A 25,312-nucleotide genomic window follows, 5' to 3' on the forward strand; every position below is an offset into this window, starting at 1 on the left:
AATTTAGGCGACAAAAGCTCTAGCACTAAAGTGCTAGAGTGACATGAGGCTCGGTTAATTGTTTAAAATGTGTTCAGTTCCGGCTGCGCAAACTGGCGGGTTTAGATTGCTCTAAGGCTTCCAATTCCTTTTTTATATTGGCCACATAGTGCTGATAGGGCTGTGCTTGTTGCGCCCCGTTAGGCAATTTGTTCAAGCAATTCACCATAAGCTCATAGGCTTCTACAACAAGCCTTTTATCCTGGGATTCTTTGTGGAAGTTTTTCAGCAATAGGGCAGCTTGTTTAAAATCGCCGCTGTTATCCATATGTTGCGCGAGCTGCAAACGCAGCCCCATTTTTTGTGGGCGGTAGTCGGGAATAAGTACCTTTAACTGTTTAAAGCGACTGCCAATCTTGTAATGTTGCTCGGTGATAAACAGTTGTGCAAAGTAATCCTCAGATACCTTCGCCAGGGTTTCCTTATCTTCCAGCTCTATCAAGAGGTTCAACAGGCGTTCGGCATTTTCTCCATCAATAGGAGAGCGTGCAAGCTGATTGCGCATGAGTTGCACCGCTGCTTGATAATCGCCATCTTTTAACAACATGCCTAGCTTGGCATCGAGCTTCTGTTTATCACTGCGTTTGTTTTTATTCTCATCTTGTTGTTGGGCGACAATGCCGAGCTTGTCTTGATACTGAAAAACCACATAGCCCATTAAGTGAAACATCACGACTGAGTAATAGTTGGATACGAAGGTAGAGCTTAATTGCCCCAAGGTCGAAAACTGCTCGCCAATTAGCCAGTGAAGAAGGCCAACAGAGCTCATCATAATAAACAGCAGCATAAGCAGCAGAAAATACGAGGGGCCGATTGCAGCCATCACTTCAAGTTGACGCTGTGGGTTGATCGCTTGGCTGAAATCTTTATTAATCGATAGAATCATAAAGGCGGCAGGTAGGGCAGCTGCCATAAAAATCATCCATAGGACAGCTAAGGTCACACCTAGAAATGCTGAAATTATGATCGTGCTTCCAATCGACAATATCAGTAGGCCAATGATCTGCAATAGGATTTGCAAGCCACCGCTGCTTGCTTTAGCTACATCCGGCGCCTTCATGTTTCCATGGGCAGTTTGTTCCAAGCAGAAAAAGCAATATTTGTATAAAAACGCTAGGGCAATGAGATTTACCAATGGAATATAAATACCAAGCAGCGCAATAAGGGCTGTAATAATGAGTGCGGTAAGGGCTTCTTTACCGAGGGCATATCGAAAAGCCTTACCAATACGTCGCCAAAACGGCTCCGCAGTTAAGCTTGCACCCAAAGAGCTCAACTCGCGTTTACATAGAAAGCACTGCGCCGATTGCTCATCAAAGCTATCGCTGTCATTGCTGCAGTGTTTACAGGCATGATAGTGGCAGCTTTCGCAATAATAACTCGCGGCTTCTGTTGGGTGGTAACGACAATAACTCATAGGCTTTTTTGCAATTGTAATTCTAAGGCTTGTTCGAATTGCTGGGCTTTTGCTGGGTTTTCAAGCTGCTTATAGAAAACCGCCAACTGACCTAATAACTTAGGCAGCATGGCTTCTTTGCTATCAGTTTTAAAAAGTTCGATAGCAATAGCTTCGGCAGCCTCTTGTTTCTCGCCGTCTAATAGGCGCAGCGCGAATTGGCAGCGAGTAAAATGATCAATTTTTTCACGCCCTTCGGGAGGTAAGCGTTGCCACAAAATAAGCTGGCGAGCCAATAGCTCCCGATCACGGTTGCTGCGTTGTAGGTATTGGATGTTTGCCTTAATCCATTGGCTATCTTTTTTTAAAGCCAGCAAATTTATGGCAATAAAATCGGATTCTGCACAGTGGCCAAACGCTTGCTGATGTTGATCTAATAGTAATTGCGCCGATTTAAATTGCACCAGTTCTATTTTCTGAAGAATATTTTGAAGGCTTTCACGGCGTGGATCGACCCCTTGATCCTCTTCAATAAATTCTTCGTCGACACTCTCTGGCTGAAGCCATTGCAGGAGAGCCAGTAAGGCCGCACCAGTTAAAAAGCCACCGGTATGCGCCATATAGGCGACTTGGCTATCTTCGGAGCTGAAATACAAAACGACTTCTTTGGCGATATACAATGGCAAAATATAAAGTGCGGCTGCTCGAAAATAGCCGATAAATATAAATAACCAGTAAAAAAACTCGATCTTACGTAGCTTGAACAGCATTAAATACATGGCCATAACGCCAGATATAGCGCCTGAAGCCCCCACGAGTGGAACACCACCACGGCTGGACGCCAGCTCGATACCACTGTACAGCAATCCTGCACCAAGGCCGCTGGCTATGTACAGCACTAGAAAACGCAGCGAACCAAGCGCCGCTTCAACAGCAAAACCACAGATAAACAAAAACAGCATATTACCTAAAAGGTGAAAAATATCACCGTGTAGAAATTGGTGGCTAAACAGGGTAATCAAACTGCCATGTTGTGGGATTAGCCCGAGTTTTATACTGCTTATCGCTGCTATATTCTTTTCGATATTGGGTCTTACTTGCGCCCAATCACTGCGTTTCTCTTTAGGTATCCAGTGATTTTGCTGCTTTTTTAGATAGGCTAGAAAGTCACGATCAAATAAAATATTTTGACTAATAGAGCTAGGATCGCTTTCGAAGCTCTTTACTAGCTCTTCATAGAGCTCTGGGTTGCCTTGCAAAATGCCATTTTGTTTTCGGTAATTGAGATAAGCTTCGGCTTCAAAATCAGCAAATTCGTGCTGCTCATAGATCTCAATCGCGCGTTGGTACTTGCTGAAGTCACTACTTTGATAAAAAGCAAAGATGGCAATGTTGATCAAAATAAGTGCGATAACAGCGACGGGAGGGCGACGCCAATCAATGCGTTTCTCTGTAGGTATGATGATCATAGCGCTTTAGCACATGGAATTAGGGTAAAAGCGCTAGCTTAACAAGTCATTGCTTGAGAAACAAAATTCAAATAGAGAAGGACTTAGCAAACTGAAGTAATTAGCTATCAGCCCACAGGCTATGGCCCTATTGCACGGGACAGGATAATGGCTTATTGGCTTAAGCCTGCCATCAAGCCAATGCTCACGATAAACCAGCCTATATAGATATATAAAGCGAGAACTGAAGCAAATACTACATTGGCAGGGTGGAGGCGATTTAGTGGCCGATAATGTGAATCAACGCCCTTCAAGCCAAATTCTGGATAATAGATCTGCACCGCTGGGCGAATCACATGAATAATTGTGAAAATGTAAATAAAAAACAAGAGAGTGAGGAAGATAAGCACAAAGGGAATCAGTTTATTGATGTCGCTTTTAACTTCTGGGCCACCAAATCGAAAGATCGCACCTATAAATGCAAAGTAGGCCAGCGATTGCATAGCGTCCTTGATCAAATCTTTATCTAAAGCAATTTTTTCCATTGTTCTTCCCTAAGATAGTAATCCCTGAGCTGCTATTATTCTTTTGGCTACATTAGCATTAAACAATGTTCTTAAAGAGGTTTTAGCTGTCTTTTTCCTTCCTATTAATGATGGGGACCCCCAATCGATCGAAGCGAAAAGGGGAGTGGGCAGTTGTGTGGCAGCTGTTGGTAGTGGTCTTTAGAAGTCGTCAAAGCCTGAAAAGCTATCGGGTTCGATGGAGGCCAGTGGATTGCCACCGTCCATTGGGATCATAACCTCATCACCCACATAGCTGTCTTCTTGGCTCATTTCATAGCCGGCTGATGCATCCTCTGGAGCTTCAGCAGGTCCTAGAGTGAGCTGTTGCCAAGATTCCATATCGTATTCACCCAATCCACCATCAGCGTATTGGATCTCAATGGTGGCCGCATGCTCATCAATGGCTACCACTTCAAAAATCTGTCCCACAGCTAGGTCGTTGTACCAATCACCGATGACTGGGAGTTGATTTGCCATTGTTTATTACCTCCAAACCCTCGAATTTATTTATGGCTATTGGCCCTGCGGCTACCACAACACTTGTGGTTAAAAGCTGCATTGCTTGTAGGGCAAAATACCATGGTGACGGGGCATGTACAGTGTTTGAGGTCATGACTTTAGGCGCCATTTCTTGATGGTGATCATTGAAAATTCCCTTTGTCTCTCTAATTGATTCATTTTCCTAGAGTTTTATTTCCGGGAAAAAATCGGGCCAATTTTGCTTAAAAATTTCTGTTCTATACAGAATTCTGGACATAATAAGATTGTCTAAAAATTGCTCGACAAAATCACCTGCTGTCACTTAGAAATGGAGGTTTGTGGGGTATTTGCTTGGTTTGCTGAACTGAATGATGACCTTGACAAGGGCTGTGCAGCTCAGTATTTTCAAGCCCTTATAATGAATCGATTGGACAGGCTGGATGGCCCAAAAAGAAACTGTAGAGCGCATACTTGATGCAGCGAGCGTTCTATTTGCTGAACGAGGCTACGCGGAAACTTCATTGCGTACTATCACCACCGCTGCCGGGGTGAATCTAGCGTCTGTAAATTACCATTTTGGCTCTAAAAAAGCGCTTATTCAGGCCGTGTTCGCCAGAACATTGGATCCTTTTTGCCAGCAACTGTCAGAGAATCTTAATAAGCTTAAGGGCAGTGACCAGGTGGAGGCCTTGTTTCGTTGCTTGTTTAGTACTTTGATGGAAACGGTTGCCGCCAAGCCTGGCCTGAATCAAGCAGAGCAAGTTATCGAATTGCAGCGCTTTATGCGCCTTTTAGGCATGGCGTACACTCAATCCCAAGGCCATTTAAGGCGGTTTATTGTTAGCCAGTATGGTGACTTGTATCGTCGCTTTCTAAACTTACTGCGAGATACGCTTCCTGGGATCAATCCAGTCGATTTCTATTGGCAGCTGTATTTTTTGTTGGGGGCAACGGTGTTTACTTTATCGAGCATTGATTCGATTCAAGGAATCATCGAAGACAACTTCTCCGAACACAGTGGCGTTGAGCGCGCATTGGAACTATTGATCCCTACCTTAAGTCGTATGATGCAGATACCGGCTGTAGATTCTTCAACTCCAGCGGCCGATTAAGCCCTATCTATTGAGAGACCTAAATTGACGACGCAGACTATGGGCCCAGGCCCACTTATGATTGATGTGGATGGGCTAGAGCTCAGTAAAGAAGACGAACAGCTATTGCAGCAACCTTGTGTTGGCGGTTTGATTATATTTCAACGCAACTTTTCCAGCCGCTTGCAATTGTGCGAGCTGGTGAAAAGCATCCGGGCGATTCGCCGAGATATTATCATTGCGGTTGATCAAGAGGGTGGTCGGGTTCAACGTTTAAAGGACGATGGTTTTCAACGACTACCCGCAATGCAAAAGATCAAGGAGTATCAACAAGCCTCAGAAGCGGCGAGCGAACTCGATATTGAGCAGTTAGGCTTTTTGATGGCCAGTGAAGTATTAGCTTGCGGTATTGATATCAGCTTTGCGCCGGTGTTAGATGTTGATGAAAGTTTTTCCAGTATTATTGGTGACCGTTCCTTTTCTGATGATCCAAGAGAGGTAGTTCGTCTTGGAGCAGCCTTTATGCGCGGTATGTCTGCAGCAGGAATGGCGACTACCGGTAAGCACTTCCCGGGGCATGGGGCGGTGCAAGAAGATAGCCATCTGACTTTGCCAATCGATAAGCGCAGCTGGGCGGAAGTGGAGCAGCGGGATTTGCTGCCTTTTGCAGAATTATTGCCCCAGCTAGATGCTTTAATGCCAGCACACATTATTTTTAGCCAGATCGACGAGCAGCCAGTAGGTTTCTCTGATTACTGGTTGCAAACAGTCCTGCGCAAAAAAATGACTTATAACGGCGTAATCTTCAGTGACGACCTTAGTATGGAGGGCGCTGTGCAAGCTGGTAGTTATGCTGAGCGGGCAAAACTGGCCCTCTATGCTGGCTGCGATATGGTTTTGGTTTGTAATAATCGCCAGGGCGCCTTAGAGGTTGCTGATGCACTGCAAGATTATCAGATGGCGCCAGAAAGTCAGGAACGCTTACTGACTATGCTGGCACGCCGGAAATGGTCATGGGGTGATTTAGCGAGTGATTCGAGCTGGCAGGCTGGAAAAGCCTACGCTGAACGCCTGTTGGCATAAGCCAGTTTATCTAAATGAACTTTGTTAGTTTAATCAGTTTTTTATTCACAGGAAGTTGTCGATGATTCATTCTGCGGTAGCGATGCCAGACTGGCTGTCTGAAATTACCGGGCGAGAAAATATTTGGATCGCTGAAGTTTTCATTATTGTAGTTGCTACTTTGTTAGTGGCGTTTGTAGCTCGTGTGGTGTTCAACAATTTGATGAAACAGGCTGCCAAAAGTAAAAACCTTTGGGACGATGCCCTAATCGAAGCGGCGCAAAAGCCGGTTCGTTGGTTAATATGGCTTATTGGTTTGTGCTGGGCGCTAGAGATCTCAGCGCACCAGTCAGAGGTTAATTTGCTTGAAGCTGTGCAGCCTATTCGTGAAGTGGGTGTGGTGGCGATTATTGCTTGGTTTTTGGTTCGCTTTATTAGTCGGGCTGAAAAAAACCTTGTTGATCCAGAGTATGCTCATCAACCTATGGATCAGACGACCGTTTCCGCAATGGGTAAATTGCTGCGTGTTTCGGTGATCATTACCTCGGTTCTAGTCGTCTTGCAAACCTTAGGCTACAGCGTCTCTGGTGTTTTAGCTTTTGGCGGTATTGGTGGTCTAGCGGTTGGTTTTGCCGCAAAAGATCTTTTGGCCAATTTCTTCGGTGGTCTAATGATCTATATGGATCGCCCATTCAAAGTAGGTGATTGGGTGCGTTCACCCGATAAGAATATTGAGGGCACCGTGGAAGATATCGGTTGGCGCCTAACGCGCATTCGTACCTTTGATAAGCGCCCTTTGTATGTTCCCAATGCTACGTTCACTCAAATATCCTTGGAGAATCCTTCAAGGATGCTCAATCGCCGAATTTATGAAACCATCGGAATTCGATACGACGATGCTGCAAAAGTAACCGCCATCGTTAATGACGTAAAGGCGATGCTTGAAGCTCATGATGAAATTGATCATGAGCAAACTTTAATGGTGAACTTCAATGCCTTTGCTCCATCATCGTTGGACTTTTTTGTGTACACCTTTACCAAAACCGTCAATTGGGCGCACTATCATGAGGTGAAACAAGATGTGTTACTTAAGATTCTTGCGATTATAGATAGTCATGGTGCTGAGTGCGCTTACCCGACATCAACAATTCATTTAAATACAATGCATTCAGAACTTCCGAATACAGAGCTTCCTTCAGGGCAGGTTTGATATGAAGCTGGTAGATAAAAAGCTGCAGGCTGTTTGGAACAGTGCAGACTGCTTACACAGTGCCGATGAGCTTGAGCAGGGTGTGCAAGGTATGGCCATGCGGATACGCAAGAACTTACATGATCAAAATCCTTTGATCTTGTGTATTATGAATGGCGGCCTGGTAACCTGTGGCCAATTACTGCCCTTGTTGGATTTTCAGCTGCAACTTGAATATGTTAATGCGGCATCTGGCCCTAGTGGCAAGCAGGAAACGCGCTGGCCAGCCTTGTCCCAAATCTCTATTGCAGGGCGCAGTGTACTTTTGTTGGATGATATTTTTGATTTGGGCTTAAGCCTGCATTCTCTTAAAGAGTACTGCTTAGAGCAGGGGGCCACCCAGGTACAAACGGGGGTCTTGGTTGAGAAACAGCATGAACGTGAGAAAAAAGATATTGCCATTGATTATCGTGCTGTTGCGGTAGGTGATCGTTTTATCTTTGGTGCTGGTTTGGATTATCAGGGTTATTTACGTAATGCGCCTGGTATATACGCCGTTGCTGAAAAACAACTTTAACTTAATATTTATTAGATTATAGGACGCTTAGTGAGCTTAACTATTAATGCTGAGCTGCAGGCGTCGTGCTTGCAGCAAACTGTTCAAGGGGCTGCAAGCCTTCCTGTCGCCATTATTGGTGGCTCGGGTTTAGATGACTACCCGGGTGCCGAGACGGTCGCAAACATATCGATTCCAACGCCATTTAGTGATCAGCCTGTCTCACTGCAGCAGATTAGGCTTCCTCTAGCGAAGGAGATATTGGTTTATTTTTTACCGCGCCATGGTAGTGAGCACAGTATAGCCCCTCATCTAATTAACTATCGCGCCAATATCTGGGCGCTTAAAGCCCTGCAAATAGAAAAGCTGATTGCTGTTAACGCGGTCGGTGGTATTGCTAAGGAACTGGCTCCAGGGTCCTTGGCCTTAGTCGGTGACGTTATCGACTATAGCCACAGTCGATCATCTACCTTTTTTGATGGTCTAAGTTACCCTTTGGACCATATCGATTGCTCCGAACTCTTTAATGCCCAAATGAATCGAGATATTGCCGATCTGGCGGGTATTCCTAAAGGCTTTGTTTACGGCTGTACACAAGGACCGCGTTTGGAAACCCCCGCTGAAATTAAGCGTCTTAAGGGGGATGGCTGCGATCTAGTGGGTATGACCTTGATGCCTGAAGCCGCTCTCGCCGCCGAGGCCAATATTTCCTATGTAGCACTTGCGATGGTCGTGAATTGGGCTGCGGGAATCAGTTCAACACCCATTACCATGGATGAGATCTACTCTCAGTTAGGTAGTTGTACTTCCCAAGTTCGTAAAATTATCGAGTCCTATTGTGTAAAGATGCACTGAAAACCCCCAAAACCCAACAATAGGTACTAGACAATCAATATTAAATATCATAAAAAGTACTAGTCGCCATAATCCTTGTGGTTTTATCTTTAGGATTTTGGCGCCAGACGGAAGCGGTTGTCGCTATCTGAGGGTAGTTTGGCTCCGTCTTGGCTTGATGTACGATCAGTGTAAAGCTGGCAAATGCCAAGGGAAACGGCGGAGATAAAAAACTAGTTATGATTAGTTTATCAGGAAGGGTGGTTAGGAATGTCTGATCGTGCAAATGGCGTAGTCAAGTGGTTTAACAATGCACGCGGCTATGGGTTTATTACAAGGGGTGAGGGTAGTGATGATGTTTTTGTTCACTATCGAAGTATTCGAGGGGAAGGATATCGATCTTTAGCCGAAGGCCAAAAGGTAGAATTCGACCTGCAAAATGGCGATAAAGGTTTACAAGCCGAAGACGTTGTTTGCGTTCAGTAGGACAGCTAGAACCTTGCCATTGTGCGCAGCTGCTTAGCTGCGCACTTCATCTTTAGAATCTATTTACTTCCACGCAGCGATATACCAGCGGGAGTTGGGCTGTCGGTTTCTGTATTTTCTACTTCTGGTATTTCTGATTCGATATCCGGCTTAGGTAGGATAGGAAGTAAGGAATTATCAAATGGCCAAACCGGTGTTTCAATAGGGCTTAGTTTTACCAGTAATCCAAATGCCGGGTGATCAATATAGTGCAATTCGCCGCTACGCATTCTACGCTTTTGTTGTAATTGCTCGATGCTGTTAACGACATAATTACTGGCAGTAGTTTGTTGCAGCTCAGTAGGTCTAATTGCCTCAGGCGTATTGCTAATCGATTCGGCTGTTTCCCAAGCGTTGTTTAAACTTAGTTCCGTTGGGTTTTTAGGCGCTATTACTTCGAAAGGACTTGGACGCTCGGGCAAGTCGAGCCAGCGGCCGAAATCCTCTGCTTGAGCCATGGCAAATTGGCTGAGCCAGACATTGGTTTCAATATGCAGGTAACGGGAGCGGCTCAACTGGATATAGCCTTCTAGCTCTTGGTGATCGCCAAAGCTTTCTCCACCGTTAATAGCGATATTGTACTTCTTTTGTTGTGGTGGTAGCTGCAAGTTCCAGCGATGGTGAAATAACACGCGCTGATTGCGGCTGCGGGCAAGACTGCTGGCCTGTGGATTTAATTCCTGCTCCGCCCTGGGGGTGGCCACAAGGAATGTACCTGGCATCAGTGTTTTACTCATAAGGGGGGCGTGGGTAAGCGTGCCGCTATCGCCTTGCGTGGAATCGCCGTTAAAGCTAGCGATAGTGGTATTGCTATCACTACTCGCTATAGCTTCAGTTTTTTGCTGGGTGTTCAATTCAGCCGCAGTCTCAGCGTTGATTATGCTCATGCTATTTGTGGGGTAGCTCAAGCTTAGACGTTCGAGATTAATCGGTCGCTCGTTTTGATTGATTTGCAAGCGTTTAAAGGCGATTACTTCCACCGCATACCAATGCTCTTGCTCCGCGGTGGCAGCACTTGCTTGAGCTTGAACTAGGCTAATGCCACTTAGGTTGGCGGCAAATAGGCTAGCCAATGCGATGGAATATTGTTTCATTGAATCTAATCCTTAGCGATTAACGAATAATCTTGCCCCTGATTTTAGTTCAAAGGCCTTGCGGTGAGTGTAGCTAGGACCTTTTATCGTCCTTGCAGGTTCCTCAGCCCTTATTTTGTTGGCCACTGAGCGCGCTTATTAGCTGCTCAATAGTACTGATTCGAGTTTCGTTATTGTCCAAATCTAGGCTGAACCTTAACTGATTGGCGCCATTGAGTTTAAACTTCTGAGGCTGCTGTTGCACCATATTCACAATAGTAATGGGATCAACTTTGGTTTGGCTCGCAAATTCCACAACACCGCCTTGGCTGCCGGCTTCCAATTTTTCTATACCAAGCCCAGTTGCCTGTAGCTTGAGCTCGGTAACACGAAATAGATTTTTGATGGCATCGGGTAATAGGCCAAAGCGGTCGATCATTTCGACTTGTAGCTCACGCAGTTGCGCACTGTTTTCGGCGCTGGCGATTCGCTTGTATAGAATCAAACGGCTGTGAGTGTCCGGTAGATAGTCTTCTGGAATTAAGGCTGGTACGCGCAAGTTAACGTCCACCTGAGTATCCAGTGGATCTTCTATATTTGTCGTTTCACCGCGCTGAATGGCCTTAACGGCGCGATCGAGCATATCCATATACATGGTAAAGCCAACCGCTTGCATCTGACCGCTTTGATCATCGCCTAGCAGTTCACCGGCGCCTCGGATCTCTAGATCATGAGTTGCCAAGGTGAAACCAGCACCCAAGTCCTGTGCATTGGCGATGGCTTCAAGGCGTTTTTGCGCATCGCGGGTCATGGACTTTTTATTAGGAGTTAACAGATAAGCGTAAGCTTGGTGGTGGCTACGTCCGACTCGGCCGCGTAGCTGGTGCAACTGGGCCAAACCAAATTTATCCGCACGATTAATGATAATGGTATTGGCGTTAGGCACGTCAATGCCGGTTTCAATAATTGTGGTGCATAGCAAGACATTAAAGCGCTTATGGTAAAAGTCGCTCATGACTTGCTCCAGTTCACGCTCACGCATTTGGCCATGCCCAATAGCGATACGAGCCTCAGGCACCGCAGCGGCGAGCTCGTCGGCGACTTTTTCTATAGTTTTAACTTCGTTGTGTAGGTAATAGACCTGACCGCCACGCAAGAGCTCACGCAAAATGGCTTCTTTTACCAGGCCAGAGTCGCTTTCACGGACAAAGGTTTTCACAGATAGGCGCTTGGCAGGAGGTGTCGCAATAATACTCAGATCACGGATACCCGACATGGCCATATTGAGGGTGCGCGGAATCGGTGTTGCGGTCATGGTCAGAATATCGACTTCTGAACGTAGCGACTTTAGTTGTTCTTTTTGGCGAACACCAAAGCGATGTTCTTCATCGATAATCAAAAGGCCTAGCGATTTATAGTTCAAGCCAGATTGCAAAATCTTATGTGTGCCAATGAGAATGTCGACATTACCATCTGCGAGTTTGCTTTCGACGGCCTGGGTTTCCTTGCCGGTACGGAAGCGGGAGATAACGTCGATGTTCACCGGCCAGTCGGCAAAGCGATCCTTAAAATTCTCATAATGCTGCTGTGCAAGCAGGGTGGTAGGCACCAGCATGGCAACTTGTTTACCTGAATGCACGGCTAGGAAGGCAGCGCGCATGGCGACTTCGGTTTTACCAAAACCTACATCACCACAGACTAAGCGATCCATGGCCTTCTCTTGGGTCATATCGCTAAAGACAGCCTCAATCGCGGCAACCTGGTCGGGTGTTTCCTCAAAGGGGAAGCCGGCCGCAAAATCATCAAAGGCGTCTTTCGGATCACGGAACTTGAAGCCCTTACGCGCTGCTCGGCGGGCGTAGATGTCCAAAAGCTCGGCGGCGACATCACGAACTTTCTCGGCGGCTTTGCGTTTGGCTTTTTGCCATTGTTCACTGCCTAGGCGGTGCAATGGTGCCAGTGATTCTTCAGCGCCGTTATAGCGCGCAATTAAATGGAGGTTGGCGACGGGAACATAGAGCTTTGCTTCGTCGGCGTATTCCAGCATCAAAAACTCATCGCTTTGACCATCGGTGTGAAGGGTCTGTAGGCCTCGGTAGCGGCCAACACCATGGTCGATATGTACAACGGGGGCTCCGATATTCAGCTCGGCCAAATTTTTAACGACAAAATCGCTGTGCTCAGATTGCGCTTTACGTCGACGGCGAGTTTGCTGTACCCGTTGCCCAAATAGTTGGGATTCACAGATGACGCTGACATTTTCTTTCGCCAGTACCAAACCGCGATCTAATGGTGAAACAATAATGGCTAAATCAGCCTCGCCATCGACAAAGTCCTGCCAGCTTTCTACCTCGGTCGGTTGTAGGCGGTTTTTTCGCAGTAGGTCGAGCAGTGACTCACGACGCCCCGCCGATTCAGCGCTGAACAGCACGCGATTATCATCTTGCAGTAAAAATGCCTCTAAGGCGGTAAGGGGGTTCTCGGCCTTAGCGTTAACTGGCAGTTCGGGAGGCTTTCGGCAGTCGTATTGAATGCTGTTAGGGGAGTCTTTCTCAGGGTTAAGCTCAATACGTGAATACTGTTTTAAGGCCGCAAATAACTCGCCAGCGCCTAAAAACAATCGGGCCGGGCTAAGCAAGGGGCGTTCTACATCACCTTTTCGGCTCTCGTAACGCTCGCTGATATCGCGCCAAAAGTTTTCACTGGCCTGGTGACATGGACCACTCATAACGCATAGGGTGTTGTCCGGAAGATAGTCAAACAGACTGGCGCACTCTTCAAAAAATAAGGGCAGGTAATATTCAATACCAGCTGGGGCGATACCGGCAGCGATATCTTGATAAATACTGCAGGATTTTGGGTCGCTATTGCTGAACTCTTCGGTCCAGCGTTGGCGAAACTGCCTTAAAGCGGCGGCATCGACGGGGAACTCTTTGGCGGCCAGTAATTCGACTTTTTCTACTCTATCTTGGCTGCGCTGGGATTCAGGGTCAAAACTGCGTAGAGAATCCACCTCATCATCAAAGAGATCGATACGATAAGGTACCGGCGAGCCCATGGGGAAAATATCCAATAATGAGCCTCTGACAGCAAACTCGCCATGCTCGTATACCGTATCTACACAGATATAGCCCGCCTCTTGCAGTAGCTTTCGTTGCTGCTCGATATCAAAGCGTTGCCCAACTTCGATTAACAAGCTGGAGGCGCTAACAAAGCTGGCCGGTGCCAAGCGGTGCATTAGCGTAGACATTGCGCACAAGATAATCCCAGATTTCAATTGCGGTAAGCGGTATAGGGCGCTTAAACGCTCAGAGATAATATCTTGGTGGGGGGAGAAATTGTCATAGGGCAGTGTTTCCCAATCCCCAAAATGAATAATGTCTTGATGGGGGCTATAAAAGCCAATTTCAGCTTCAAGTTGAGCGGCTTCGGCACCATTGTGGCATATCACCAGTACGGGGCCTTGGTGTTCATCAGCACTGCGGCTAATCGCTAAGGCGCCTGCTGAGCCATGCAGGCCTTGCCAATAGAGACTGTGTTGCTTGCTGGTCTCTATATTGGGCTGTAATGGGCTAACACGTTGGCTCATCTGTCACTCTCTAATTAACTCAATCAACGGTTTCGGCGGGGCTGTAGAGCGCCCGATGACCTTTAAGGCGGGCTATTGTAACCAGTTTAGAGCTTGGAGCCAGTGTATCCATTAGATTTATGGTCAGCATTCGCCATTGTCCCTTGCGGAAGGGGCATTGAATCACGATAATAGCGCCCACTCACCAGCTGGGCGGGCATTTAGGCCAAATTTTAGCCTCTGGGGGTGGGACATCCAATGGAATGGGTGTGACAATTTTGTTCAACCGTCACTGGCGCTGAATGTGCTAGTTCAACAAAAGGTAAGTACCGTGAATCGACCAAAGCCGGACGACTACTTTAAAGATTGGAAAGAGCGCGAAGCGCTAGCAGAGGCCATGATCCCAATGATCGGCCGTTTAAACCGCGAAAAGAACATTGGCATCTATATGTATGGCCGTTCTTTGGTTAATCGCTCTGTAATCGACATTATGAAGTCGCACCGTTTTGTGCGTCAGGTTGAATCCAATGAATTGTCTGAGTTTGAGACCTTCCCGATTTTAGAAGCCGTATGCGCAATGAACCTGGGCCCAGCCCATATCGATCTGGGTAAGATCACCGTTGCTTATATGAAAGAAGGCGGCCCAATGGAGCAGGGCGTTAGCGCTGCCGATTTCGTCGCTCAAGAATTATCAGGCTTGGTAGGTGGCAATGAGAAGCCTTTGCCTGAGTCACAAGATATCGTGCTATACGGTTTTGGCCGTATTGGTCGCCTAGTCGCTCGCCTATTGGTTGAGAAGGCCGGTAGTGGTGATGTTATGCGTTTGCGTGCCATTGTTGTACGCAAAGGTAGTTCACCAAATGACCTCGTTAAACGTGCTAGCTTGTTGCGCCGTGATTCTGTTCACGGTTCGTTCAAGGGCACCATCCGAGTCGATGAAGAGAGTCAATCTTTGGTTCTTAACGGTAATGAAGTAAAAGTTATCTACGCCAACTCGCCTAGCGAGGTAGATTACACTGACTACGGCATTAAAAACGCAATCGTTGTAGATAATACCGGTGTATGGCGCGACGAAGATGGCCTTGGCCAACACGTCGCCTGTAATGGTGCTTCTAAAGTTATTCTTACCGCTCCAGGTAAGGGCAACATTAAGAACATCGTATACGGTATTAACAATAGCGAAATTAAGCCAGAAGATAAAATTGTATCGGCGGCTTCTTGTACCACCAACGCTATTGTTCCTGTATTGAAAGCCATGATGGATGGTTTTGGTGTGAAGCACGGTCACGTAGAGACTGTTCACGCTTATACCAATGACCAGAACCTGATCGATAACTATCACAAAGGTGATCGTCGAGGTCGTTCTGCTGCATTGAACATGGTAATCACCGAAACCGGTGCGGCAAAAGCGGTTGCAAAAGCCTTGCCTGAATTGGCCGGCAAGCTAACCGGTAATGCGATCCGTGTTCCGACGCCAAACGTATCGATGGCTATTTTGAATCTGCAGCTGGAAAAAGAAGCCACTGTAGCAGAGGTTAATGCCTATATGCGCGAAGCCGCTTTGCACTCAAGCTTGCAGCAGCAAATCGACTATACCAACTCACCAGAGGTGGTTTCCTCGGACTTCGTTGGTTCGCGTCACGCTTCCGTATTCGATTCCGAAGCAACCATCGTTGATGGTACCAGCGCGGTATTGTACTGCTGGTACGATAACGAGTTTGGTTACAGTTGTCAGGTTATGCGCTGCTTGGAAGATATGGCCGGTGTTAACTACAATATGTATCCGCAAGCTTAAGGAATACTTAGGCGAAAAAAGCCGGGCTAGTCCCGGCTTTTTTGTGTCTTATTTTTGTAAATGGCTTATGCAACGGGTAAGCCTGCGCCATTTTAAGTGAGGTGGCTTGGTTGGCTTTGGTTGAATTGTGATCGCATTGTCGAAAATTCGACAATCCCTAGTTATCTCCTTCTTTTTTACAGAAAAAAAGGCGAAAACTTTGCGCTTATGCTGGCAAGCTAGTCGTGGCATCTTTATAATTGCGCCGTTTTAGTTCTATGCGGCTAAAACTCGCCGTGAAATCAGAAGCTTAATCCTAAAAATGATGCTTTAGGTGTCAAAATGGCGGATTTTTCGGCGTCTCGTGCGAAATATGAGGTTTCTACTAAACTGGTAAGGGTTCATTTTGCAATGCTGTGGGAGTCAGCCTGCAATTAGGATGAAATCCTAAGATGGAACCGTAAGCGGTGCCGGTAAGCTCAACGGTGCCAGTGACCTTAAATAAGACGATGTAACGCTTTGATTGGTTCCATGGTCACCATTAAAGAATCACGAGAATAACAAGATAAAGATAGGGCGATAAGAAAAGCAAAAAGTCGCCTAAATAAGCTAAGGCTAGTGCCTGCTTATTGTTGTACGAATTTAGAGCAGCAGCCGTTTGATGTCATATTAGCCTCTGGCTAGCCGTGCTTACCTTATATAAAAGGAAGCAGGGCTTCTGTCTCAATACGCCTGCCGCGGGTTTGCCCACGAGGGTAACCATATGCCGCAGCACTGTACGGGTGCTGGGCACAGAATACATGGACTGGTTTGCAGTTGCCGCTTACAAGGCGGGACGTAAGACAATCTGGTCTATCCACTTTTCTTTTAAGTGATTAGGCAGAGACGTATGATAAATATCCGTCGGGGACTCGATCTACCCATAACTGGGGCTCCCGAGCAGACCATCCATGATGGTCCGTCTATTCGCTCTGTCGCCGTTGTTGGACCTGACTACCATGGTATGAAACCTACCATGGCGGTATCCGTAGGCGACAAAGTGAAGCTTGGGCAGCTGTTATTCACCGATAAAAAGACCGAAGGCGTGCGCTACACCGCACCCGCTGCCGGCACCGTAGCCGCGATTAATCGCGGTGCTAAGCGTGTGTTGCAGTCGGTTGTGATCGATGTAGAAGGCGAAGAGGCAGAAAGCTTCGCCAGCTACAGCGTTGAGCAATTGTCTTCGTTAACTGAAGAGCAGGTGAAAGATAACCTGAACAACAGTGGTCTTTGGGTGGCGTTGCGCACTCGTCCGTACAGTAAAGTACCGGCACTAGACAGCGCACCGAACTCCATCTTTGTTACCGCCATGGATACCTCTCCATTGTCGGCTAACCCAGAGGTGATTATTCGCTCCCAGCGTGACGATTTCGTGAACGGCTTGACCGTGCTATCACGTTTGACGACAGGCAAGGTTTACGTTTGTAAGGCTTCCGGTGCAGATGTGCTAACGGGTAACAGCAGCCGTGTTGAGAGCCACGAGTTTTCAGGTGTTCACCCAGCGGGTAACGCCGGTACACATATTCATTTCCTAGACCCTGTAAGCGCCACCAAGACTGTGTGGACTGTGGGCTACCAGGATGTGGTTGCGATTGGTAAATTGTTCACTTCTGGCCAGATCAGCACTGATCGTGTGATCGCATTGGCAGGCCCTAGTGTGGAACAGCCTCGCCTGATTCGCACGCGCTTAGGTGCTAACACTGATGAGCTAACTGCCGGTCAGCTAAAAGCCGGTGAGCAGCGCGTGATCTCTGGTGGTGTTTTCGGTGGCCGCAAAGCCAACGGTGCTTTTGCTTATCTTGGCCGCTACGCCAATCAGGTGGCGGTATTGGAAGAAGGTGAGAGCGAGCGCGAGTTTTTACACTACTTGCGCGCAGGTGTTAATAAGCACTCTAGCTTGGCGATTTTCATCTCCAGCCTAATGAAGGGTAAATTGTTCGACTTCAATACCTCGGCCAATGGTTCTGAGCGAGCCATGGTGCCAGTAGGTGCTTATGAGAACATCATGCCACTGGATATCTTGCCAACTCAGTTATTGCGAGCCCTGATTGTGGGCGATACCGATATGGCGCAAAAGCTGGGTGCTTTGGAGCTGGATGAGGAAGACTTGGCCTTGTGTACCTATGTGTGCCCAGGTAAATACGAGTACGGCCCCATCTTGCGTGACAACTTAACGCGTATTGAGAAGGAGGGTTAAGTATGTTGAAAAAGCTATTAGACAGCATGTCCCCCCATGTGCACCCAGGTGGCAAGCACGAAAAATGGTATGCCCTCTGGGAAGCCGTTGATACCGGTTTCTTTAAACCAAAAGACGTAACCAAAACCACCGCTCACGTACGCGATCATATCGATCTAAAGCGTATTATGATCACAGTGTGGATTTGTACTTTCCCAGCAATGTTTTGGGGCATGTACAACGTAGGTTTCCAAGCCAACACCGTTATGGCCGACATGGGTATTACCCAAGTTGAAGGCTGGCGTGGTGCTTTGATCGCGCTATTTGCTGGTCACGATGCGGCGAGTATTTGGGATAACTTAGTACACGGTGCGGCTTATTACTTACCAATCTACATGACCGTATTTGCGGTAGGTGGTTTCTGGGAAGTATTGTTTGCGACGGTACGTAAACACGAAGTAAACGAAGGCTTCTTCGTAACCTCGGTACTCTTCTCTTTAACCTGTCCTCCAGATCTTCCTTTATGGCAAGCGGCCCTAGGTATTAGCTTCGGTGTTGTAATTGCCAAAGAAGTCTTCGGTGGTACAGGTAAGAACTTCTTGAACCCAGCCTTGGCCGGCCGTGCTTTCCTATTCTTCGCCTACCCATCTTATATGTCGGGCGATGCGGTATGGACAGCGGTTGACGGCTACACCGGTGCAACAGCCTTGTCTGTATTGGCCAGTGGTGGTGTTGAGACGGTTGTGAACAACGGTTTGAGCTGGACTGATGCCTTCCTGGGTAAGATGCAAGGTTCTATTGGTGAGACCTCTACCTTAGCCTTGATCATCGGCGGTGGTGCATTGCTGGTTATGCGCATTGCAGCTTGGCGCATTGTGGCCGGTGTCTTGATTGGCTCCTTCCTGATGACCACTTTGTTCAACGCGATTGGCTCTGAAACTAATCAAATGATGAATGTGCCTTGGCACTGGCATGTGGTTGTGGGTGGCTTCGCCTTCGGTTTGTTCTTTATGGCAACCGACCCAGTATCAGCTTCGATGACCAACACCGGTAAGTGGGTGTTTGGTGCTCTGATCGGCATCATGGTGATTTTGATTCGTGTGGCAAACCCAGCTTTCCCAGAAGGCATGATGTTGGCCATCCTGTTCTCCAACTTGTTTGCTCCGCTGATCGACCACTTTGTGGTGCAGGCTAATGTTAAGAGGAGATTGGCTCGTGGCTAATAACGATACTATTAAGAAGACGCTTATTGTTGCACTGTCCCTGTGTATTGTTTGCTCCATCGTTGTATCAACAGCGGCGGTAGTACTGAAGCCAGCACAAGACGCCAATAAGAAATTAGACTTCAACAAAAACATTCTTGCAGCAGCTGGCCTGATGACTGATGGCGCTGATGTTAATGAGTTGATGAAGAAGGTAACCCCTAAGCTTGTTGATTTGAGCACGGGTAAATTTGTTAGCGCTGAAGATGTTGACGGCATTGTGTCTATCGATGCTTACGACCAAAACAAAGCGGCAAAAGATCCTGCGCTTTCTGAAACTCTTACAGCGGCCAATGATCCTGCGAAAATCTTGCGCAAAGAAAAATACGCCAAGGTTTACTTGATCAACAATGACAGTGGTAGCTTAGAAACCATCGTTTTGCCGGTAAAAGGTTATGGCCTTTGGGGTCAGCTATACGGCTTTATGGCATTGGGTTCTGATCTAAACACCGTGGTTGGTACCGGTTTCTACGATCACAAAGAAACTCCAGGGCTAGGTGGTGAAGTTGATAACCCATTGTGGAAAGCCATTTGGGTTGGCAAAGAGATGTACTCTACCAATGGTGACGTTGCGGTTCGAATCTTAAAGGGTAAAGCGCCTAAAGATTCAAAGCACGAAATCGATGGTCTATCAGGTGCAACTCTAACCACTCGCGGTTTGGAAAATCTATACCGCTACTGGTTGGGTGAGAACGGTTACCGTCCGCTGTTAAACAATTTGCAAAAAGGGGAGGCCTAAGCCATGAAAGCAAAAGAGCTTTTAGTTACCCCAATTATCCAGAATAACCCTATTGCTCTACAGATCTTGGGTATCTGTTCAGCATTGGCGGTTACGGGTAGTTTGAAAGTAACGCTGGTTATGTGTGTGGCTTTAACCACAGTAACAGCGTTCTCTAACTTGTTTGTGTCTTTGGTGCGTAACCACATTCCAAACAACATTCGTATTATCGTGCAGATGACCATTATTGCCTCTTTGGTGATCGTGGTTGATCAGGTACTGAAAGCGGTGGCTTATGATGTATCTAAGCAGCTTTCAGTATTTGTTGGTTTGATTATTACCAACTGTATCGTGATGGGTCGCGCTGAAGCCTTCGCCATGAAAAATGGCCCAGGTGCAAGCTTGCTAGACGGTATCGGTAATGGCTTGGGCTACTCGGCTCTATTGATTGCCATTGCGATTCCACGTGAGCTATTCGGTGCGGGTAAGTTGCTAGGCTATGAAATTTTGCCATTGGCTACCGAAGGTGGCTGGTACGTTTCTAACGGTCTATTGCTATTGCCGCCGTCTTCATTCTTCATTATTGGCCTAATCATCTGGGGTATCCGCGCATACGATAAAGCGCAGGTCGAAGAGCCAGATTTCAAGATTTCGCCTAATACGAAGCCAGCGGAGGCCTAATCATGGAACATTTTATTAGTTTGTTTGTTCGCTCGATTTTTATCGAGAACATGGCCCTGGCGGCATTCTTGGGAATGTGTACTTTCTTGGCGATCTCTAAGAAAGTAGAAGCGGCTATTGGTCTTGGCGTTGCGGTTATCGTGGTATTGGCGATCACCGTACCGGTCAACAATGTCTTGTACACCTACTTGCTGTCTGAAGGTGGCTTGTCTTGGTTGGGTGAAGACTACGCCTCTGTTGACCTGAACTTCCTAAGCTTGATTACCTTTATTGGTGTGATCGCGGCGATGGTTCAGATTCTAGAGATGGTCTTGGATAAATTCTTCCCAGCTCTATACAACGCCTTGGGTGTATTCCTGCCGTTGATTACCGTGAACTGTGCCATCATGGGTGCAAACCTGTACATGGTAGAGCGTAGCTACAACTTCAGCGAGTCTGTAGTGTTCGGTGTAGGTTCTGGTGTAGGTTGGGCTTTGGCTATTGCAGCCTTGGCTGGCATCCGCGAGAAGATGAAATACTCCGACGTACCCGATGGCCTGCAAGGCTTGGGTATTACCTTTATCACTGTTGGCTTGATGTCGTTGGGCTTTATGTCCTTCGGCGGTATCAGCCTGTAAGGAGTAGCCAGTATGAATCTAACTATTATACTTGGCGTTGTGATGTTCACCGTGATTGTAATCGCGCTTGTGTTCATCATTCTTGGCGCCCGCGCTAAGCTGGTTAATTCCGGCGATGTAAATATTGAAATCAATGGTGAGAAAACCTTAACCGTACCGGCCGGTGGCAAGTTGCTACAAACCTTGGCAGGTAACGGTTTGTTCTTACCTTCTGCCTGTGGTGGCGGTGGTACCTGTGCACAGTGTAAATGTGTGGTGAATTCAGGTGGTGGTTCTATGCTGCCAACTGAAGAGTCACACTTCACAAAGCGCGATGCCGCTGAAGGCTGGCGTCTGTCTTGTCAGACTCCGGTTAAGCAGGACATGGTTATTGAAGTGCCTGAAGATGTATTCGGTGTGAAGCAGTGGGAATGTACTGTTGAATCTAACCCGAATATGGCGACCTTCATTAAAGAGTTGACTTTAAAGCTGCCTGAAGGTGAAAACGTAGACTTCCGTGCTGGTGGTTACGTTCAGCTTGAATGTCCTCCGCACCACGTCAAATTCTCTGACTTCGATATCGAAGATGAGTACCGCGGTGATTGGGAGCACTTTGGTTTCTTCAATTTGGAATCAAAAGTTGATGAGCCGGTTATCCGTGCTTACTCAATGGCTAACTACCCAGAAGAGAAGGGTGTGGTGAAGTTCAATATCCGTATTGCAACTCCGCCACCGCGCACCGAAGGTTTACCGCCAGGCCAGATGTCTTCTTATGTGTTTAGCTTGAAGCCAGGCGATACTATTACTGTATACGGTCCATTTGGTGAATTCTTCGCTAAAGATACCGATAACGAAATGGTATTCATCGGTGGTGGTGCCGGTATGGCGCCAATGCGTTCACATATTTTCGATCAGCTTAAGCGTTTGCAGTCTAAGCGTAAGATGAGCTTCTGGTACGGTGCTCGTTCACTGCGCGAGATGTTCTACGACGATGAATACGACATGCTGGCTCGTGAAAACGATAACTTTGAATGGCATGTTGCTTTATCTGATCCTCAGCCAGAAGACAACTGGGAAGGCCTCACGGGCTTTATCCATAATGTGCTTTATGAGCAGTATTTGAAGGATCACCCAGCGCCTGAAGATTGTGAGTACTACATGTGTGGGCCTCCAATGATGAATGCGGCTGTGATTGCCATGTTGAAGGATTTGGGCGTAGAGGATGAAAACATCCTGCTTGATGACTTCGGTGGTTAATCAATGAAGGCATTATCCAAAGTGGTAACTGCCTATAGGAAGAGGCCAGCATTGCTGGCCTTCTTCTGTTTAGGTACGGCCGTTTTTTTATCGGGCTGCAGCCAAAAAGTTGAGCCTTGGCGCTTTAGTGGCCCCACTATGGGGACGCAATACAATGTTGCGGTAGTGCCCCCAAAAGTAGTGCCCCCAAATGGGGAGCGTAATGAAGGCTTCAGTTGTGATCGGGCCGAACTTGCCAAGCGTATTGAGAATAGCTTGGCGCAGACCAATCAGCAGATGTCACACTATATAGCGGATAGTGAACTCAGTAAGTTGAGTGCAATGGCGGCCGGTGAGAGCGCTCAGCTTTCAGCTGATATGGAAAAGGTCCTACGCTTAAGTGAGAGGCTATATAAACTCAGTGACGGTGCTTTCGATATCACTATTGGCCCTTTAGTTAACCTTTGGGGTTTTGGACCAAAATCTTCACCAGAAGATGCTGTGCCAAGTGAAGCACAAATAGCGGATGCTATGGCGCTCAGCGGTGGTGATAGCATAGAAATAAGTGGCTCAAGTCTTAAAAAAGGTAAAGCGGTTGAACTCAATTTATCCGCTGTAGCCAAAGGTTATGGGGCCGATAAAGTTGCAGAGGCCCTTGAGAGCTGCGGTGCGTTTAATTATCTAGTGGAAGTGGGTGGTGAGCTAATGCTAAAAGGTATGAGTCACCGTGGCACACCATGGAAAATTGCAGTAGAAAAACCCAGCAGCAGCTTGGCAGGTCAAAGCTCGCAGCGTTTAATTGCTGTAAGCGATAAAGGCGTGGCCACTTCAGGCGATTATCGCAATTATTTTGAGAAAGAGGGCGTGCGCTACTCGCACACTATTGACCCTAGAACAGGGCGCCCGATTACTCATGCCTTGGCGTCAGTAACTGTTCTAGCAGCAAGTTCAGCCGAGGCCGATGCTTGGGCGACAGTAATTACTGTCGCTGGGCCTGAACAAGGCATGGCTTTAGCGGAGCAAGAAAACTTGGCGGTTTTTATGTTGGTAAAAACCAATAGTGGTTTTAAAGAGAAGTATTCCAGCGCTTTTGCGACCTATGTCCAATAGCGTAAAAACCCATCTTATGGTGGGATAGACGATTGACCCTAATAGGGGTGAGGTGAACCATGATTTATGTAGTCGCGTTTGGAGTCATTACCTTATTGGTTGTGATGATGTCCATAGGTGTCCTAATGGGCCGTAAGCCGATTTCAGGCTCTTGTGGCGGCGTCGGTGATGCACTGAAAGATCCTAATTATGTATGTGACATTTGCGGTGGCGACGAAAGCAAATGTGAAGAAGAAAAAATGGGCAAGTCGAACGCTGCAGAAGAAAGCGGTAAAAATGATTTGTTCAATGATGCTATGAAAAAGTAAGTATCGCTGTAATTTTTATTAGACAGTTTTTGTTAAAGAAGCAGTAACGGAATAGAGAGGTAGTAATCGGCAATGAGCGATTACCATTATGATGTATTAGTAATCGGCACGGGGCCTGCTGGTGAAGGTGCTGCAATGGCAGCAGTTAAGCAAGGCATGCGTGTTGGTGCGATTGAAAACCGTGGTGTTGTAGGGGGCAACTGTTCTCATAAAGGGACGATTCCATCTAAAGCACTGCGTCATGTGGTAAAGCAGATTATTCGCTTTAACCAGAATAATTTATTTCACCATATGGGTGAGTCGACTCGCGTCAGCTACCCTAAGGTTTTGAAATCCGCAAAAACTGTTATCCCTAAGCAAGTTGATTTGCATACCGGTTTCTACAATCGCAACCGTGTTTATTTGCATATTGGTGAAGCTAGCTTCTGTGGCGAGAATGAAGTACGTGTGCGCTTGCCAGATGGTGCTGTGGAAACCATTCGCGCTAAACATATCGTTGTTGCTACTGGCTCACGTCCATATCGCCCGGCTGATGTTAACTTTAATCACCCGCGTGTTTACGATAGCGATACCATTTTGGAAATGAATCATACACCTCGCCATATCGTTATTTACGGTGCTGGTGTGATTGGTAGTGAATACGCGTCTATTTTTGCCGGTCTTGGCATTAAGGTCGATTTGATTAACAGCCGTGAGCGTTTGCTGTCATTCTTGGATGATGAAATTTCTGATGCCTTGAGTTATCACCTGCGCGATAGTGGTGTGACTGTACGTCACTTAGAAGAGTACGAGCGAGTCGAAGCCAATGAGCGCAGTGTAACCTTGCATCTTAAATCCGGTAAGCGCCTACGTGCTGACGCCTTACTGTGGTGTAACGGCCGAACGGGTAATACCGATAATCTAAATTTGGATGCCATTGGCCTCGAAGCAGACCATCGCGGACAGCTAAAAGTAAACGATCGTTATCAAACCGATATCGACTATGTTTACGCCGCTGGTGATGTGATCGGTTGGCCAAGCTTGGCGAGTGCTTCTTATGATCAGGGCCGTGAAATCGCCATGGCCATCAATGGTGAAGAGTGTCGCTTTGTAACTGATGCGCCTACCGGTATTTACACGCTTCCAGAGATCAGTTCTTTGGGTAAAACTGAGCGAGAGCTAACCGAAGCTCGTGTGCCTTACGAAGTAGGACGTGCCTTCTTTAAGAACACGGCACGTGCGCAAATATCCGGTGAAGACGTGGGTATGCTGAAGTTGCTATTCCACATTGATACCCATGAAATATTAGGCATTCACTGCTTCGGTGCAGAGGCTTCTGAAATTATTCATATTGGTCAAGCGATTATGAATCAAGAAGGTGAGGCGAATAATATCAATTATTTTGTTAACACCACCTTTAACTATCCGACCATGGCCGAAGCGTATCGTACCGCGGCGCTTGAAGGCTTGAATCGAGTAAATCGTATCTAAGTCTTTTCAGTTGTATTTGCGGTATCGCCTAGCATTCGCTGGGCGACACCCTCTCATCCAGCCTCTTATCCCTTTGTTTTGCTTTGGCTGTATCCATTTAATTCGGGTTAAGCGG

The 25,312-nt window shown here is 47.1% G+C and carries 22 protein-coding genes; 16 read left to right on the forward strand and 6 right to left on the reverse strand.

What is annotated here, in order from left to right:
- Positions 1 to 73: 73 nt before the first annotated feature.
- From Q1A41_RS03805 to Q1A41_RS03820, 4 genes are all read right to left on the reverse strand, one after another.
- On the reverse strand, positions 74 to 1,456 hold the full coding sequence (locus Q1A41_RS03805; protein WP_299974908.1) for a B-box zinc finger protein: 1,383 nt from the start codon (positions 1,454 to 1,456) through the stop codon (positions 74 to 76).
- Positions 1,453 to 2,904, reverse strand: a complete 1,452-nt coding sequence (locus tag Q1A41_RS03810; protein WP_299974910.1) for a rhomboid family intramembrane serine protease — start codon at positions 2,902 to 2,904, stop codon at positions 1,453 to 1,455. Before Q1A41_RS03810 ends, Q1A41_RS03805 begins: the two co-directional genes overlap by 4 nt.
- A 152-nt stretch (positions 2,905 to 3,056) precedes the next feature.
- Positions 3,057 to 3,428: a hypothetical protein gene (locus Q1A41_RS03815; RefSeq protein ID WP_299974913.1), complete on the reverse strand. Its 372-nt coding sequence runs from the start codon at positions 3,426 to 3,428 to the stop codon at positions 3,057 to 3,059.
- A 180-nt stretch (positions 3,429 to 3,608) separates the two neighbouring features.
- Positions 3,609 to 3,926, reverse strand: coding sequence for a DUF6763 family protein (locus Q1A41_RS03820; RefSeq protein ID WP_299974916.1), 318 nt, complete (start codon positions 3,924 to 3,926; stop codon positions 3,609 to 3,611).
- A 443-nt stretch (positions 3,927 to 4,369) separates the two neighbouring features.
- On the opposite strand from Q1A41_RS03820, the gene Q1A41_RS03825 reads away from it, so the two are divergent.
- From Q1A41_RS03825 to Q1A41_RS03850, 6 genes are all read left to right on the forward strand, one after another.
- Positions 4,370 to 5,041 (forward strand): TetR/AcrR family transcriptional regulator, encoded by a 672-nt coding sequence (locus Q1A41_RS03825; RefSeq protein ID WP_299974919.1) that lies wholly within the window; start codon positions 4,370 to 4,372, stop codon positions 5,039 to 5,041.
- 57 nt (positions 5,042 to 5,098) lie between these two features.
- On the forward strand, positions 5,099 to 6,103 hold the full coding sequence (gene nagZ, locus Q1A41_RS03830; RefSeq protein WP_299974921.1) for a beta-N-acetylhexosaminidase: 1,005 nt from the start codon (positions 5,099 to 5,101) through the stop codon (positions 6,101 to 6,103).
- A gap of 61 nt (positions 6,104 to 6,164) precedes the next feature.
- Entirely contained in the window at positions 6,165 to 7,292 is a 1,128-nt protein-coding gene (locus Q1A41_RS03835) for a mechanosensitive ion channel family protein (RefSeq protein WP_299974923.1), read from the forward strand.
- Position 7,293: 1 nt separating this feature from the next.
- Positions 7,294 to 7,848 (forward strand): hypoxanthine-guanine phosphoribosyltransferase, encoded by a 555-nt coding sequence (locus Q1A41_RS03840; protein ID WP_299974926.1) that lies wholly within the window; start codon positions 7,294 to 7,296, stop codon positions 7,846 to 7,848.
- 30 nt (positions 7,849 to 7,878) lie between these two features.
- The gene (locus Q1A41_RS03845) at positions 7,879 to 8,682 is read left to right on the forward strand and encodes an S-methyl-5'-thioinosine phosphorylase (RefSeq protein WP_299974929.1); all 804 of its coding nucleotides are present in this window, start codon (positions 7,879 to 7,881) and stop codon (positions 8,680 to 8,682) included.
- A 249-nt stretch (positions 8,683 to 8,931) separates the two neighbouring features.
- On the forward strand, positions 8,932 to 9,147 hold the full coding sequence (locus Q1A41_RS03850) for a cold shock domain-containing protein (protein WP_299768220.1): 216 nt from the start codon (positions 8,932 to 8,934) through the stop codon (positions 9,145 to 9,147).
- Positions 9,148 to 9,206: 59 nt separating this feature from the next.
- On the opposite strand, the gene Q1A41_RS03855 is transcribed toward Q1A41_RS03850, so the two are convergent.
- On the reverse strand, positions 9,207 to 10,280 hold the full coding sequence (locus tag Q1A41_RS03855; protein ID WP_299974932.1) for a CsiV family protein: 1,074 nt from the start codon (positions 10,278 to 10,280) through the stop codon (positions 9,207 to 9,209).
- A gap of 103 nt (positions 10,281 to 10,383) precedes the next feature.
- Positions 10,384 to 13,848 (reverse strand): transcription-repair coupling factor, encoded by a 3,465-nt coding sequence (gene mfd, locus Q1A41_RS03860; protein ID WP_299974935.1) that lies wholly within the window; start codon positions 13,846 to 13,848, stop codon positions 10,384 to 10,386.
- 310 nt (positions 13,849 to 14,158) lie between these two features.
- Here mfd and Q1A41_RS03865 point away from each other — a divergent pair, with 310 nt between their 5' ends.
- The 10 genes from Q1A41_RS03865 to sthA all read left to right on the forward strand — a co-directional run bounded on the left by Q1A41_RS03865 (position 14,159) and on the right by sthA (position 25,197).
- Positions 14,159 to 15,622, forward strand: coding sequence for a glyceraldehyde-3-phosphate dehydrogenase (locus tag Q1A41_RS03865; RefSeq protein ID WP_299974938.1), 1,464 nt, complete (start codon positions 14,159 to 14,161; stop codon positions 15,620 to 15,622).
- 868 nt (positions 15,623 to 16,490) lie between these two features.
- Positions 16,491 to 17,837: a Na(+)-translocating NADH-quinone reductase subunit A gene (locus tag Q1A41_RS03870; RefSeq protein WP_299974941.1), complete on the forward strand. Its 1,347-nt coding sequence runs from the start codon at positions 16,491 to 16,493 to the stop codon at positions 17,835 to 17,837.
- A gap of 2 nt (positions 17,838 to 17,839) precedes the next feature.
- Entirely contained in the window at positions 17,840 to 19,039 is a 1,200-nt protein-coding gene (locus Q1A41_RS03875) for an NADH:ubiquinone reductase (Na(+)-transporting) subunit B (protein ID WP_299974944.1), read from the forward strand.
- Entirely contained in the window at positions 19,032 to 19,817 is a 786-nt protein-coding gene (locus tag Q1A41_RS03880) for a Na(+)-translocating NADH-quinone reductase subunit C (RefSeq protein WP_299974947.1), read from the forward strand. Before Q1A41_RS03875 ends, Q1A41_RS03880 begins: the two co-directional genes overlap by 8 nt.
- Positions 19,818 to 19,820: 3 nt before the next feature.
- Positions 19,821 to 20,477, forward strand: coding sequence for an NADH:ubiquinone reductase (Na(+)-transporting) subunit D (locus Q1A41_RS03885; RefSeq protein ID WP_299768240.1), 657 nt, complete (start codon positions 19,821 to 19,823; stop codon positions 20,475 to 20,477).
- 2 nt (positions 20,478 to 20,479) lie between these two features.
- Positions 20,480 to 21,094 carry an NADH:ubiquinone reductase (Na(+)-transporting) subunit E gene (nqrE, locus tag Q1A41_RS03890; protein WP_299768243.1) on the forward strand — a complete coding sequence of 205 codons (615 nt, stop codon included), beginning with the start codon at positions 20,480 to 20,482 and terminating at the stop codon, positions 21,092 to 21,094.
- Between the two features lie 12 nt (positions 21,095 to 21,106).
- Complete coding sequence (gene nqrF / locus Q1A41_RS03895; RefSeq protein WP_299974949.1) at positions 21,107 to 22,330, forward strand: NADH:ubiquinone reductase (Na(+)-transporting) subunit F; 1,224 nt, start codon at positions 21,107 to 21,109, stop codon at positions 22,328 to 22,330.
- Positions 22,331 to 22,333: 3 nt separating this feature from the next.
- Entirely contained in the window at positions 22,334 to 23,419 is a 1,086-nt protein-coding gene (locus Q1A41_RS03900; protein WP_299974952.1) for an FAD:protein FMN transferase, read from the forward strand.
- Between the two features lie 59 nt (positions 23,420 to 23,478).
- Positions 23,479 to 23,727, forward strand: coding sequence for a (Na+)-NQR maturation NqrM (gene nqrM, locus Q1A41_RS03905; protein ID WP_299974955.1), 249 nt, complete (start codon positions 23,479 to 23,481; stop codon positions 23,725 to 23,727).
- A 72-nt stretch (positions 23,728 to 23,799) separates the two neighbouring features.
- The gene (sthA, locus tag Q1A41_RS03910) at positions 23,800 to 25,197 is read left to right on the forward strand and encodes a Si-specific NAD(P)(+) transhydrogenase (RefSeq protein ID WP_299974958.1); all 1,398 of its coding nucleotides are present in this window, start codon (positions 23,800 to 23,802) and stop codon (positions 25,195 to 25,197) included.
- Positions 25,198 to 25,312: the final 115 nt, after the last annotated feature.

The organism is uncultured Pseudoteredinibacter sp. (assembly GCF_947502065.1).
Classification (GTDB): Bacteria; Pseudomonadota; Gammaproteobacteria; order Pseudomonadales; family Cellvibrionaceae; genus Pseudoteredinibacter.